This is a genomic window from Citrobacter sp. CK181, assembly GCF_030333595.1.
In the GTDB taxonomy this organism is placed as follows: domain Bacteria; phylum Pseudomonadota; class Gammaproteobacteria; order Enterobacterales; family Enterobacteriaceae; genus Citrobacter_B; species Citrobacter_B koseri.
Genome location: NZ_JAOWFN010000014.1, coordinates 477,380 through 491,142 on the forward strand (window position 1 = coordinate 477,380; position 13,763 = coordinate 491,142).

Here is a 13,763-nt window from a genome sequence, read left to right on the forward strand (position 1 = left end):
TTTACAATCGCAAGCCGGGCTTACGATCAAATGGGGCGAATACTCTCTTCATCCAGATCCGCGTCAAAGAATCGACGCAGCGTCTGAATGTTGTTATCCGCGATAATCGACTCACGCGCCTGCGCAAGTTTCTCTTCATAAATCGCCTGACGCCACTCCAGCGGCGTTCGCACCGCCGGATTATCATCTTCAACGATGGTCAGTTCAACCGTCGTTCCCGTCAGGGCGCTCAATGCTTCCGCCAGCTTTTGCTGCGCGCCAGTGGAGTTAAGGTGTCGCTGCGTGGAGCGCAGATGCAGGCAAATGGTATTGCCGTTCTCCTCTTTCCAGGCGTTTAACGCCACCTGTTCCACCAGCTTCGGCAGGGAGAGCTGGCTAATTTGTGCCGCCCACGGATCGCGTTCAGTCGCTTCCGCGGCCAGTTTGGTCGCCAGTTCCGGTGTTTTTTCATGCTCCAGCGCCTTTTTCAGCGCTTTCGGCGTGGCCACAACCTCTTTTACTTCCACCACCGGATTGGTCGCCTTCCAGCGGTAGGCTTCTTTCTTCGTCGGCGTCTGTTCCAGCGCAGACGGCGCCGGACGCGCCTGAACGCGTTCAGAGACAGAGGCTAATCTTTCCAGCGCAGCGTTATTTACCGGCCGCGCGCGGGAAGCGGCTGCCGGTTCACTCTTTTTTGTTTTGGTTGCTCCCTGAGCACGCTGAAGCTGGTTGCGCGCCGCCAGCACCTGGCTGGTGGCATCTGGCAACGGCACCTCCTGGCGTACCGGAGCGGATTGTTGCGAAGGCACCTGCGTCGGCGTCATCACCGCCGTTGGCGCGGCCGGCGCAAAAGATTGCTGCGGTCTTTCCGGTTCCGGCAGCGGCATACGTGGGTGGAATGCCAGCGCGCGTAATAGCGTCATTTCAACGCCCATCCGTCTGTCCGGCGCGTAAGGCAGCTCTTTGCGGCCAATCAACAGCGTCTGGTAATAAAGCTGTATGTCCGCTGGCGGCACGGTTCGCGCCAGTTCACGCATGCGCTGCTCAATCGCCGCCATATCGTTACCCAGCGCGGCAGGCGACAGCTGCACCATCGCAATGCGGTGCAACAGCCCCAGCATTTCGACCAGCAGCGCTTCCCACTCAATACCGCGCGCAGCGGCATCGTTCACCAGCGACATCACGCGCTCGCCATTGGCGGCAACCACCGCCTCGACCAGCGAAAGCGCCTGGTCATCATCCAGCGTGCCGAGCATCACGCTCACCGCCTGGGTGGAGACCTGCCCGTCACCGCTGGCGATCGCCTGGTCGGTCAGGCTTAACGCATCGCGCAGGCTGCCGTCCGCTGCGCGGGAGAGCAGTTGCAGCGCGCGCGGCTCATGCGCGATATGTTCTTCGTTAAGGATATGCTCAAGCTGATGGCGAATTTGTTCGACATCCAGCGCCTTGAGATGGAATTGCAGGCAGCGCGACAAGATCGTCACCGGCAGCTTCTGCGGATCGGTGGTCGCCAGCAGAAACTTGACGTGCGCGGGCGGTTCTTCGAGCGTTTTAAGCAACGCGTTGAAGCTGTGCCGCGAGAGCATATGCACTTCGTCGATCAGATAGACCTTAAACCGGCCGCGCGCGGGCGCGTACTGGACGTTGTCCAGCAGGTCGCGGGTATCTTCCACTTTGGTGCGCGACGCGGCGTCGATCTCAATCAGATCGACGAAACGCCCCTGCTCGATTTCCCGGCAGTTGTCACATACGCCGCACGGCGTGGCGGTGATGCCGGTTTCACAGTTCAGTCCCTTCGCCAGCAGACGGGCGATGGAGGTTTTACCGACGCCACGGGTGCCGGAAAAAAGATATGCGTGATGAATACGCCCTAACGACAAGCCGTTCGCCAGTGCGGTCAGCACATGTTCCTGGCCGACGACGTCAGCAAAGGTTTGTGGGCGCCATTTTCGGGCTAAGACCTGATAACTCATTGGCTGGCTCTGAAACGCTGGAAGGTGGATTCATGGGGGGAATGCTAACACAACCTCGCAAATACAGCGAGGTTGTGAGGCTTTATTCGCGACGCTCACCCTTTTGAGCCGCCGCAAGCGGCGTTCAAAACGCAAATGCGTTTTGTCGGGCACTGGCCGGAACCAAAGTGGCGAATAAGCTAGCCTGAATCAGTGCCCCGGGAAGGGAACCAGGCTATAACAGGTAATCCCCTGTTTTGCCAGACGCTGCTCACCACCCAGATCGAACAGATTGATGATGAAAGCGGCATCGGTCACTTCCCCACCCAGACGACGGATCAGCTTCACAGTCGCTTCGATTGTGCCGCCGGTCGCCAGGAGATCGTCCACCACCAGCACTTTATCGCCCGGTTTGATGGCATCAACGTGGATTTCCAGCTGATCGGTGCCGTACTCAAGCTCATAGCTTTCAGCGATCGTTTCACGCGGCAGTTTGCGCGGTTTACGCACCGGAACAAACCCGACGCCCAGGCCCAGCGCGACCGGCGCGCCAAACAGGAAGCCACGCGCTTCGGTGCCGACAACTTTGGTGATGCCTGCATTTTTGTATCGTTCAACCAGCAACTCAATGCTGAGCGCATAGGCTTTCGGGTCTTCCAGCAAGCTGGTGACATCACGGAAAAGAATGCCCGGTTTCGGGTAGTCGTGAATGCTTTTAATGCTATTTTTGAGAAACTCAAGCTGCTGTGCAGTCGCGGTCATGGATATATGCCTGCTATTACGGTGTTACTCACGGCGCGAATTAAGGGGGTCAAAGTAACGATTGTTTAACCTTTAACCGTCTGCGCCTGTGCTCGAAAACGGTCGAATTTACTGGCTGCGTAAGACAATTGCAACAGCGATTATTGCGCTTCAGTGCTTTTGTTGCTTTTCATCAATCACCGGTATCCGCCACATAAAAATCAACAGGCAGGCCAGGATCGCCAGCAGCAGTATTCGTACCCACATCATATGCACCAGCCAAAGCGAGATACCGAATGTAATCAATATCAACGCAATAGCGCGCGGTTTCGCCCCCGGCGGCATCGCGCGATGCTTTTGCCAGTGACGCAAATAGCCGCCAAACCAGGAGCGGTAAAGCAGCCAGTCATGAAAGCGCGGCGACGAACGGGCAAAACACCAGGCCGCCAGTAAAATAAACGGCGTAGTAGGCAATAGCGGCAACACGACGCCCAGCGTCCCTAACACTACCGCCAGCCAGCCAATGATGATTAAAATAGTACGTTTCATAATGACAGTACGTAGCACACAAGGCTGCTACTGTAGCATAACAGTTATCATTTTCATCGGAGTGTTACATTGAAAACCGCCATGCTGTTACACAGGCTGGAAAGCCAGCTCGCCAGTCTGCGCCAGCAGAGCGCGCCGCTGGCACAGCATGCGACGCTCAGCGCACGCTTTGACAGGCATCTTTTTCGCACCCGCAGCACGCTATTGAAGGCGTATCTGGATGAAGCCGGAACCAACCTTGACGCGTTGCGCCATGCGGTTGAACAACAGACGCTGCCGCAGATTGCCTGGCTGGCGGAGCGCCTGGTTTCACAGATTGAGGCGATAACACGGGAAACCGCGACCTGGTCGCTCAGGGAGTGGGACAGCGCCTCCCCGGGGCTGGCGCGCTGGCAACGTAAACGCGTAAAACATCAGGAGTTTGAGCGTCGTCTGCTGGAAATGACCGAGGAGCGTAAGGCCCGTCTGGCACAGGTCACCGGCTTCACCGAGCAGCAGGCGCTGCACCGGGAAATCGAGGCGTTTGAAGGCCGTCTGGCGCGCTGTCGTCATGCGCTGGAAAAAATAGAGCGCGTACTGGCGCGCCTGACCCGTTAACCACTGGAGAAAATATGTCGCTTGAGAATGCCCCGGACGACGTCAAACTGGCCGTCGATCTGATCGTCCTGCTTGAAGAGAATCAGCTGCCCGCGCAAACCGTGCTACGCGCGCTGGAAATTGTGAAGCGTGATTATGAAAACAAACTAAAAAACGCGGAAGACGCCTCGCAAAGCGATTAAAAGGGAGCTGGTGCGTCCCCACCGTCAATGTCAGAGTCTGCGTCGGGACACAATGACGACGGACAGTTCATGGAACGACTTTCAACCACGCCGCATGATGCGGTATTTCGGCAACTGCTGACGCAAAAAGCGATCGCGCGGGATTTTTTACAGATCCATTTACCTGACACCTTTCTTCGCATCTGCAATCTGGATTCCCTGACGCTGGAGTCAGGAAGTTTTGTCGAAGAGAACTTACGGGCCAGCTATTCAGATATCCTCTATTCCCTGCAAACTACGCATGGACCAGGCTACGTTTATGCGCTGATTGAGCATCAAAGCAAACCCGATAAATTCATGGCGTTTCGCCTGATGCGTTATGCCATCGCCGCCATGCAGCGGCATCTTGATGCCGGGCACGACACGCTGCCGTTAGTGGTTCCCTTACTGTTCTACCACGGATCAATTAGTCCGTGGCCCTACAGCCTGAACTGGCAGAATATGTTTTGTGAGCCCGCGCTTGCCAATAGCCTTTACAGCAATGAATTTGCGCTGGTGGACCTGACCGTAATGCCGGATAATCAGATCATGCGGCATCGGCGAATGGCGATGCTGGAGCTACTGCAAAAGCATATACGCCGACGCGATCTGGCCGAATTACAGGATCAATTAATCACGCTATTAACGCAGGAACACCTGACCCGTAGCCAAATCAGCGTGCTGATACACTATATGTTGCAGGTTGGGAATACCACGGACCCCGGCGCGTTGATCCGCAAACTGGCCAGCAGCGCCCCCCAGTATAAGGAGCAACTGATGAGCATTGCCGAATGGCTGGAAGAGAAAGGCAGAGCAGACGGACTGCAAAAAGGAATGCAGCAAGGCTTAGAAGAAGGTCGTCAGGCCGAAGCGCGCAGCATCGCTCTCAAAATGCTCGACAGCGGTCTGGCCCCCGATCTGATCACCCACCTAACCGGACTCTCGCCAGAAGAGCTGTCTGCGCTCTCCCATTAGAGACACTCAGGGCGGCCTGGCCGCCCTGAACAGAACTTAGCCCACCGACGGCGTCGGATCGTCGCCTTTGATTTCGCGTTTAACTTCCGTCACTTCGTCACCTTTCTCATTGCGCAGATGCACTTCAAGCTGGTTAAAAGCGATGTCGATGTTATTTTCACGACACAAACGATCGATGGTCCGGTTCAGCTCATCCACCGTATGGCTGCGATCGCGCAGTTCACGCACGTACAGACGCAGTTCATGATCGAGCGTACTGGCGCCAAACGTGGTAAAGAACACCGCAGGTTCTGGCTCACGCATCACTTTCGGGTGCTCCGTCGCCGCCTGCAACAGCACTTTTTTCACTTTGTCCAGATCCGAGCCATAGGCGACGCCAAGGCGGATCACCAGCCGGGTGGTGGTGTCGGACAGCGACCAGTTGATCAATCGTTCGGTCACGAAGGCTTTGTTCGGAATGATCACCTCTTTACGATCGAAGTCGGTAATGGTGGTCGCACGAATACGGATCTTGCTGACCGTCCCGGAGAAGGTGCCGATAGTCACCGTATCGCCAATGCGTACCGGGCGTTCAAACAGGATAATAATGCCAGAGACGAAGTTACCGAAAATCTCCTGCAAGCCGAAACCAAGACCAACCGATAACGCCGCCGCCAGCCACTGTAGTTTGTCCCACGATACGCCAAGCGATCCGAATACCGTCATCGCGCCAACGGCAATGATGATGTAGTTGAGGATCGTGGTGATCGCATACGAAGCCCCCTGGCGCATTTTCAGTCTGGAAAGTACCAGAACTTCCAGCAGGCCAGGTAAGTTACGGATCAGCGCCCAGGCCACCATTGACACAATAATGGCAAACAGCAGGCTGCCCATCGTAACGTTTTTAACCACCGCGGCGCCCGCTTCCGTGCCGTTGTAGTGCCAGAGCGTGATGCTGTCGAGATAGCTGAACACGGTGATCAGATCGGACCAAATCGCCCAGAACATCACCCCGAACAGGGCAATCATCAGCAGCATGGTGATGCGCAGCGTTTGCTGGTTAACCTGTTCCAGCGCAATAGTCGGTTCTTCCTGCGGCTCCGCGCCTTCCGCCCCCTCTTTCACCAGATTCTGACGACGCGCCAGCGCACGGCGCCAGGCAATACGACGCGCCGCGACGCTCAGGCCGCGTAACACGGTCTGATACAGCAGGTTCCAGATAATCACCAGATAGACGGTTTCAATCCAGCGCCCGGACAGGCGTAGCGTGGTATAGAAATAGCCCGTCGCGGTCAACACCATCAACGCGACGGGAATGATGGAGAGCACGGTAATCGTGATCAGACGTAAACCATGCGACTCCTTATCACGCCAGCTATCGCGGCACATTGGCCACACCAGCAGAGTAATAAGCAGAAGGTTGAGGAAAATCACCACCTGCCCCAGGACATCATCCATCAGATGCAGCGGAGAAAGTTCAGCGACCACCGACCAGAAATGCAGCGGCAGTAGCGCCAGACTGATGCGCACAATCTGGCGGCGCCAGTGGCTGGTCAATTTCGCCGGCATGCCGAAGTGCCGAATGGCAACGCCCTCTTTCTCCAGCACCTTCCAGCACAGACCGAATACCAGCCAGAACAACGCCAGCTTTTTACTGAACGCCCATAACAGGTCGCTAATATTCAACTGCATGGTGAGGAGGATCAGCCCCACCGCAAGGATTATCAGACAAACCGGCAAGGCGCGAATCAGATCGATGAAAATCGCTTTCGGCGTATTGAGCTGGCTGTCGTTACGCAATGATCCCACAGCGGCCGCCAGCTTCTCCTGGTACGCTTTAAGCCATTTCAGTCGCCAGCGAATCACCCCGGCGATCAGCAGCAAAGGCAGTCCCGCGAGGAATGCGATGAATACCGCAGGCCAGGCCTTTTCCCAGTTCACCGTAATTTTCATCGACCTGAACTGATCTTTCAGCGTTTGCGGGAAGGCTTTAATCCAGTCCCAGTCCATCGGGCGGTTACTGTTAACCCAAAAGATTTGCTGAGTCAGGATCTCTTTAAGGTTTTTCGAGACGCTCATCAGCTGCTGTTGATTGATTTGCAGGTTAATGGCCATCATCAGCTGATTACCCAGTTGCTTATTCAACTGATCCAGCAATTCCCTGCGCATATCAACCACTTGCAGCAGCGCATCATGCACTTCGTCATTAACCTCGTCAGTGTGCCCTTCTTCCAGTTTGGCCACAAAGGCATCGTTCTGGAACAAAGCGTCACGCTGCTGGTTAACTTCAAACTGCTCCAGACGCAAATCCGCAATCCGGTTGGTCATATCGACAAGTTCATCTGCCGACGGCAGCGTTTGCTGCTGCTGATACAAGATACGCGACAACAGCAAACTGCCTCTCAGCACCGCAATCTGCTCTTTGATATTGCGCTCTGATTGCAGCGCGCGATCAAGCCAGTTTTTGACTTTGATGTTCTGCTGCATGAGCGCGTTGCCGTTTTCGGTTGCCGTGATCAGGCGCTGGCTCAGTTGATGATTGACATCCAGCTCCTGCTTCACAAGAGGGTTAGCCTGAATACGCGCCGTTTCATCCGGCGAGATCGCCTCCTGCGCCGTCTTCTCGGTTAGCGTCAGACGTTTGCTGTTGACCGCTTCCTGCAAAAGCTGGAGCTGGTGTTCCAGTCGATTGGTGTTCGCCGTGACGTAATCGCGCTGCTTTTGCAGGGTATCCTGCAAAACCGTATTGCCTTCCAGACTTTTGCGCTGCTGATCGATTTGCGCGTTAAGCAACGCCTGTTGCGCCTGTAGCAGAGCCTGTTGACTCGGGCGCAATGCGCCGTCCCCGACACTGGTGCCGTCCAGTCGATTACGGATTTGCTGCATTTGCTGCGACGCGGTATACATCGCGTTTTGCACACGCTCAGGCTGCGTCTGGAGCGAAACCAGCTGACTATTGTAAGTCGCCAGATCGTTTTGCGAGTTCTGCAAATCGTCCAGCACCTGCGCAACCCGAAGTTCCAGCTGGCGCAGCGAAAGCGTGCTCAACGTTTTTCGCGTTTCGTCGTCATTATCCACATCGCTGAGGGCATTCAGCGCGTCCGTCGCCTGACGCATTTTTTCCGGCGCCTGCGCGACTTTCTGACGTAATTGCGTGGTCTCCTCTTTTACCCGATCGATTTTATCAAGCGTGGCGAGCGTATCGATGAGATCCTGCTGGACCAGTTTATCCAGCGCCGAGAGGTCTTTCTGTTTACCCAGCGCATCCAGCTGGCTTTGCACGTCCGCTTTCGACGGCAGATCGCCATTCGTTTGCGCACGGGCAAACGCCGACGACTGACCGCACAGCAATAACACAAAGAAAATGATTGAGATAAAAACAAGATGCGATGAACGTTTATAGAGCTGCAACATAGTCATGGGAGTGAAGGTTTCTGAACCGGAAGAATGACCGGAAATAGTCAAGCCGCAAGAATATCACGGCGGTGACGGACAGAATAGCGGAACAGAAAATGTCCAGGATAATTCCTGGAATGATATCAGGGGCTTTCGAGGGCAGGCGCCGCCCTCAGCGTCGGGCAAAGCAGATACATTTCCAACAAGATGGCGACGTAATCTCGCGCTTCTTTTTTCAGATCAAAGGATTGCGGCGCAAAGAGCCAGTTTTCCATGATGCCGGAAATATAGCCGCGCATTAATATTGCCGCACGACGCGTCATCAGGTTTCCCGGGAGCATTTTTGCTTTAATACAATGTGTTAGCGTTTGTTCAATGCGATCATAGCTTTCCACGCAGATGCTTCGCTGCGCCTGTTGCACTACCGCCATTTCACCCACGAATTCGCATTTGTGGAATATAATTTCCATCAATAAACGTCGGCGCTCTTCCGTCACGGTTGCTTCAAGAAGATGGACTAAAATTTCTCTTAATACTGATAGTGGATCGTCGGGGAATTTTGCCTGATACTCAATCTCAAGCTCACCAATATTGGATTCTGATAGCTCCCAGATTTCACTGAATAAATCCGACTTGTTTTTGAAGTGCCAATAGATTGCACCGCGTGTGACGCCAGCGGCTTTTGCAATCTCCGCGAGCGAAGTGGATGATACCCCTTGTCGCGAGAACAAACGCAGAGCTACATCCAGGATGTGTTGCCGAGTTTCCTGTGCTTGTTGTTTGGTTTTTCGTGCCATATGTCGGTGAATTTACAGGCGTTAGATTTACATACATTTGTGGATGTATGTACCATAGCACGACGATAATATAAACGCAGCAATGGGTTTGTGGACTTTTGACCATTGATCAATTTGAAATCGGACACTCGAGGTTTACATATGAACAAAAACAGAGGGTTTACGCCTCTGGCGGTCGTTCTGATGCTCTCAGGCAGCTTAGCGCTAACAGGATGTGACGACAAACAGGCCCAACAAGGTGGTCAGCAGATGCCAGAAGTTGGGGTTGTGACGCTCAAAACTGAACCTCTACAGATCACTACTGAACTCCCGGGTCGCACCAATGCATACCGTATTGCGGAAGTTCGTCCTCAGGTAAGCGGAATTATCCTGAAACGTAACTTTACGGAAGGCGGCGACATTGAAGCGGGTGTGTCTCTCTATCAGATTGATCCTGCGACTTACCAGGCGGCTTACGAAAGCGCCAAAGGCGATCTCGCTAAAGCGCAGGCGGCTGCAAATATCGCTCAGTTAACGGTTAAACGTTATCAGAAACTGTTGGGTACGAAATACATCAGCCAACAAGACTACGATAGCGCGCTGGCAGATGCGCAACAGGCGAATGCGTCTGTTGTGGCGGCAAAAGCGGCCGTTGAAACCGCACGCATTAATCTGGCGTATACCAAAGTGACCTCCCCGATTAACGGCCGTATCGGTAAATCATCCGTAACGGAAGGCGCGCTGGTACAAAACGGCCAGGCTACCGCCCTCGCGACAGTACAGCAACTCGACCCGATCTATGTGGATGTAACGCAGTCAAGCAACGACTTCCTGCGCCTGAAACAGGAGCTGGCGAGCGGCAAACTGAAGCAAGAGAACGGCAAAGCGAAAGTCGAGCTGGTCACCAGCGACGGCATTACCTATCCGCAATCCGGTACGCTTGAGTTTTCTGACGTCACCGTCGACCAAACCACCGGTTCTATTACGTTACGCGCAATCTTCCCTAACCCGGACCATACCTTACTGCCTGGTATGTTTGTTCGCGCACGTCTGGAAGAAGGCACCAATCCTGATGCATTGCTGGTTCCCCAGCAGGGCGTTACCCGTACGCCACGCGGTGATGCCAGTGCGTTGGTTGTCGGCGCCGATGACAAAGTGGAAACCCGTCAGATCGTCGCAAACCAGGCGATTGGCGATAAGTGGTTAGTCACTGATGGACTCAAATCGGGCGATCGCGTGATTGTTACCGGGCTGCAAAAAGTGCGTCCTGGCGCGCAGGTTAAAGCGCAGGAAGTCACCGCGGATAATGAACAGCAAGCCGCAAGCGCTAACCCGTCTGAACAGTCTAAGTCTTAACTTAAACAGGAGCCGTTAAGACATGCCTAATTTCTTTATCGATCGCCCTATATTTGCGTGGGTGATCGCCATTATCATCATGTTGGCAGGGGGCCTCGCGATCCTCAAACTGCCGGTAGCGCAATATCCAACGATTGCGCCGCCCGCAGTGACGATCTCCGCGACTTACCCTGGCGCTGATGCGAAAACCGTGCAGGACACGGTGACGCAGGTTATCGAACAGAACATGAACGGTATCGATAACCTGATGTACATGTCCTCAAACAGTGACTCCACGGGTACCGTGCAGATCACCCTGACCTTCGAATCCGGTACGGATGCAGATATCGCGCAGGTTCAGGTGCAGAACAAACTGCAACTGGCCATGCCGCTGCTTCCTCAGGAGGTTCAACAGCAGGGTGTGAGCGTTGAGAAATCATCCAGCAGCTTCCTGATGGTTGTGGGCGTCATTAACACCGACGGCACCATGACCCAGGAGGATATTTCTGACTACGTTGCGGCGAACATGAAAGACGCCATCAGCCGTACGTCAGGTGTGGGTGACGTGCAGCTGTTTGGTTCGCAGTACGCGATGCGTATCTGGATGGACCCAACGAAGCTGAACAACTTCCAGCTCACGCCAGTGGATGTGATTAACGCGATCAAAGCGCAGAACGCCCAGGTTGCGGCCGGTCAGCTTGGCGGTACGCCGCCGGTGAAAGGCCAGCAACTGAACGCCTCCATCATCGCGCAAACGCGTCTGACCTCTACGGAAGAGTTCGGTAAAATTCTGCTGAAAGTGAACCAGGACGGCTCCCAGGTTCGCCTGCGCGATGTAGCAAGAATTGAACTGGGCGGTGAGAACTACGACATCATTGCGAAGTTCAACGGACAGCCTGCGTCTGGTCTGGGGATCAAGCTGGCGACCGGTGCGAACGCGCTGGATACCGCAAACGCCATCCGTGCAGAACTGAAGAAGATGGAACCGTTCTTCCCGTCAGGGATGAAGATCGTTTACCCGTATGACACCACCCCGTTCGTGACGATCTCCATTCACGAAGTGGTGAAAACGCTGGTAGAAGCCATCATCCTCGTGTTCCTGGTCATGTACCTGTTCCTGCAAAACTTCCGCGCGACATTGATTCCGACAATCGCGGTGCCGGTGGTGCTGTTGGGGACATTCGCCGTGCTTTCGGCGTTCGGTTTCTCGATAAACACGCTAACAATGTTCGGGATGGTGCTCGCCATCGGCCTGTTGGTGGATGACGCCATCGTGGTGGTAGAGAACGTCGAGCGTGTAATGTCTGAAGAAGGATTGCCGCCGAAAGAAGCCACGCGAAAATCAATGGGCCAGATTCAGGGCGCGCTGGTGGGGATCGCGATGGTGCTGTCAGCGGTATTTATCCCGATGGCCTTCTTCGGCGGGTCTACAGGGGCTATTTATCGTCAGTTCTCCATCACCATTGTGTCCGCAATGGCGCTGTCAGTGCTGGTGGCACTGATCCTGACGCCAGCCCTGTGCGCCACCATGCTTAAGCCGGTTGCCAAAGGCAGCCACGGGTCAACCAAAGGTTTCTTTGGCTGGTTCAATAACATGTTCGAGAAGAGCACGCACCACTACACCGACAGCGTAGGCAACATCCTGCGCAGCACCGGTCGTTATCTGCTGCTCTATCTGATCATCGTTGTCGGCATGGCTTACCTGTTCGTTCGTCTGCCAAGCTCCTTCTTGCCGGACGAGGACCAGGGGGTCTTCCTGAGCATGGCGCAACTGCCAGCGGGCGCAACCCAGGAGCGTACGCAGAAAGTTCTCGATGAGATGACCGACTATTATCTCACCAAAGAGAAAGATAACGTTGAATCCGTCTTTGCGGTTAACGGCTTTGGTTTTGCTGGTCGTGGTCAGAACACCGGTATCGCGTTCGTCTCGTTGAAAGACTGGGCCGACCGTCCGGGGGATGAGAATAAAGTCGATGCGATCACCGGTCGCGCGATGGGCGCATTCTCCCAGATTAAAGATGCGATGGTGTTCGCCTTTAACCTGCCAGCGATTGTCGAACTGGGTACGGCAACGGGCTTCGACTTCCAGTTGATTGACCAGGGCGGCCTCGGTCATGAAAAACTGACGCAGGCACGTAACCAGCTGTTTGGCGAAGTTGCAAAACACCCGGATCTGCTGGTCGGCGTTCGTCCGAACGGTCTGGAAGATACGCCGCAGTTCAAGGTCGATATCGATCAGGAAAAAGCGCAGGCGCTGGGTGTTTCCATTAGCGATATTAACACGACGCTGGGCGCAGCATGGGGCGGCAGCTATGTGAACGACTTCATCGACCGTGGTCGTGTGAAGAAAGTTTACGTCATGTCTGAAGCGAAATACCGTATGTTGCCGGAAGATATCGGAAACTGGTATGTGCGCGGTAGCGATGGTCAGATGGTGCCGTTCTCGGCCTTCTCCTCCTCGCGCTGGGAATACGGTTCACCGCGTCTGGAACGCTATAACGGTCTGCCTTCAATGGAAATCCTCGGCCAGGCGGCACCAGGTAAGAGTACCGGTGAAGCAATGGCGATGATGGAAGAGCTGGCAAGCAAACTGCCATCCGGCATCGGCTACGACTGGACCGGGATGTCTTATCAGGAACGACTGTCCGGCAACCAGGCGCCTGCCCTGTACGCCATTTCACTGATCGTGGTCTTCCTGTGTCTGGCGGCGCTGTATGAGAGCTGGTCTATTCCGTTCTCCGTTATGCTGGTGGTGCCGCTCGGGGTTATCGGCGCGCTGCTGGCGGCAACCTTCCGTGGCCTGACCAACGACGTTTACTTCCAGGTGGGCCTGCTCACAACCATTGGGTTGTCGGCGAAGAACGCGATACTTATCGTCGAATTCGCCAAAGACTTGATGGATAAAGAAGGCAAAGGTCTGATAGAAGCAACGCTGGAAGCGGTACGTATGCGTTTACGCCCGATCCTGATGACGTCTCTGGCGTTTATCCTCGGTGTTATGCCGCTGGTTATCAGCTCTGGCGCAGGTTCCGGCGCGCAGAACGCTGTGGGCACCGGCGTAATGGGCGGGATGGTCACCGCAACGGTTCTGGCTATCTTCTTCGTTCCGGTCTTCTTTGTGGTGGTACGCCGCCGCTTTAGCCGCAAGAGCGAAGACATTGAGCACAGCCATTCGGTAGAGCATCATTGATTCATCTCCTGTGAAAAGGCCGCGCAAGCGGCCTTTTTTCTGGATAAAAATCATAAAAAGCGCTTATTGTTAGTTTGTTTATTCACCGTAGAAT

At 54.8% G+C, this 13,763-nt stretch carries 10 protein-coding genes and 1 other annotated feature; of the genes, 5 read left to right on the forward strand and 5 right to left on the reverse strand.

Going from position 1 to position 13,763, the window contains the following annotated elements:
* Positions 1-26: 26 nt before the first annotated feature.
* From dnaX to OGW17_RS15775, 3 genes are all read right to left on the reverse strand, one after another.
* Entirely contained in the window at positions 27-1,952 is a 1,926-nt protein-coding gene (dnaX, locus tag OGW17_RS15765; protein WP_071259880.1) for a DNA polymerase III subunit gamma/tau, read from the reverse strand.
* Positions 630-694 (reverse strand) — a sequence feature (DnaX frameshifting element). (Overlaps the previous gene by 65 nt.)
* Before the next feature lie 189 nt (positions 1,953-2,141).
* Positions 2,142-2,693, reverse strand: coding sequence for an adenine phosphoribosyltransferase (apt, locus tag OGW17_RS15770; RefSeq protein ID WP_012133504.1), 552 nt, complete (start codon positions 2,691-2,693; stop codon positions 2,142-2,144).
* 150 nt (positions 2,694-2,843) lie between these two features.
* Complete coding sequence (locus OGW17_RS15775) at positions 2,844-3,221, reverse strand: DUF454 family protein (RefSeq protein ID WP_012133505.1); 378 nt, start codon at positions 3,219-3,221, stop codon at positions 2,844-2,846.
* 69 nt (positions 3,222-3,290) lie between these two features.
* Here OGW17_RS15775 and priC point away from each other — a divergent pair, with 69 nt between their 5' ends.
* The 3 genes from priC (at position 3,291) to OGW17_RS15790 (ending at position 4,993) form a co-directional block, all read left to right on the forward strand.
* Positions 3,291-3,818 carry a primosomal replication protein N'' gene (gene priC, locus OGW17_RS15780; RefSeq protein WP_024130585.1) on the forward strand — a complete coding sequence of 176 codons (528 nt, stop codon included), beginning with the start codon at positions 3,291-3,293 and terminating at the stop codon, positions 3,816-3,818.
* Positions 3,819-3,832: 14 nt separating this feature from the next.
* Positions 3,833-4,000, forward strand: a complete 168-nt coding sequence (rsmS, locus tag OGW17_RS15785; protein ID WP_012133507.1) for a pleiotropic regulatory protein RsmS — start codon at positions 3,833-3,835, stop codon at positions 3,998-4,000.
* 69 nt (positions 4,001-4,069) lie between these two features.
* Positions 4,070-4,993, forward strand: a complete 924-nt coding sequence (locus tag OGW17_RS15790; protein ID WP_071259882.1) for an Rpn family recombination-promoting nuclease/putative transposase — start codon at positions 4,070-4,072, stop codon at positions 4,991-4,993.
* Positions 4,994-5,029: 36 nt separating this feature from the next.
* Here OGW17_RS15790 and mscK read toward each other — a convergent pair whose 3' ends face one another.
* Both mscK and acrR read right to left on the reverse strand, forming a co-directional pair.
* Positions 5,030-8,392 carry a mechanosensitive channel MscK gene (gene mscK / locus OGW17_RS15795; RefSeq protein ID WP_047458417.1) on the reverse strand — a complete coding sequence of 1,121 codons (3,363 nt, stop codon included), beginning with the start codon at positions 8,390-8,392 and terminating at the stop codon, positions 5,030-5,032.
* Between the two features lie 119 nt (positions 8,393-8,511).
* Positions 8,512-9,165, reverse strand: a complete 654-nt coding sequence (gene acrR / locus OGW17_RS15800; RefSeq protein ID WP_012133511.1) for a multidrug efflux transporter transcriptional repressor AcrR — start codon at positions 9,163-9,165, stop codon at positions 8,512-8,514.
* A 141-nt stretch (positions 9,166-9,306) separates the two neighbouring features.
* Here acrR and acrA point away from each other — a divergent pair, with 141 nt between their 5' ends.
* Entirely contained in the window at positions 9,307-10,500 is a 1,194-nt protein-coding gene (gene acrA / locus OGW17_RS15805; RefSeq protein ID WP_047458420.1) for a multidrug efflux RND transporter periplasmic adaptor subunit AcrA, read from the forward strand.
* Positions 10,501-10,522: 22 nt separating this feature from the next.
* On the forward strand, positions 10,523-13,669 hold the full coding sequence (gene acrB, locus OGW17_RS15810; protein WP_012133513.1) for an efflux RND transporter permease AcrB: 3,147 nt from the start codon (positions 10,523-10,525) through the stop codon (positions 13,667-13,669).
* The last annotated feature ends 94 nt before the right edge of the window (positions 13,670-13,763 follow it).

Coding starts and splice junctions, on each gene's coding strand:
- dnaX (WP_071259880.1), bottom strand. CDS start 1,952: ATGAGTTATCAGGTCTTAGCCCGAAAATGGCGCCCACAAACCTTTGCT.
- apt (WP_012133504.1), bottom strand. CDS start 2,693: ATGACCGCGACTGCACAGCAGCTTGAGTTTCTCAAAAATAGCATTAAA.
- OGW17_RS15775 (WP_012133505.1), bottom strand. CDS start 3,221: ATGAAACGTACTATTTTAATCATCATTGGCTGGCTGGCGGTAGTGTTA.
- rsmS (WP_012133507.1), top strand. CDS start 3,833: ATGTCGCTTGAGAATGCCCCGGACGACGTCAAACTGGCCGTCGATCTG.
- OGW17_RS15790 (WP_071259882.1), top strand. CDS start 4,070: ATGGAACGACTTTCAACCACGCCGCATGATGCGGTATTTCGGCAACTG.
- mscK (WP_047458417.1), bottom strand. CDS start 8,392: ATGACTATGTTGCAGCTCTATAAACGTTCATCGCATCTTGTTTTTATC.
- acrR (WP_012133511.1), bottom strand. CDS start 9,165: ATGGCACGAAAAACCAAACAACAAGCACAGGAAACTCGGCAACACATC.
- acrA (WP_047458420.1), top strand. CDS start 9,307: ATGAACAAAAACAGAGGGTTTACGCCTCTGGCGGTCGTTCTGATGCTC.
- acrB (WP_012133513.1), top strand. CDS start 10,523: ATGCCTAATTTCTTTATCGATCGCCCTATATTTGCGTGGGTGATCGCC.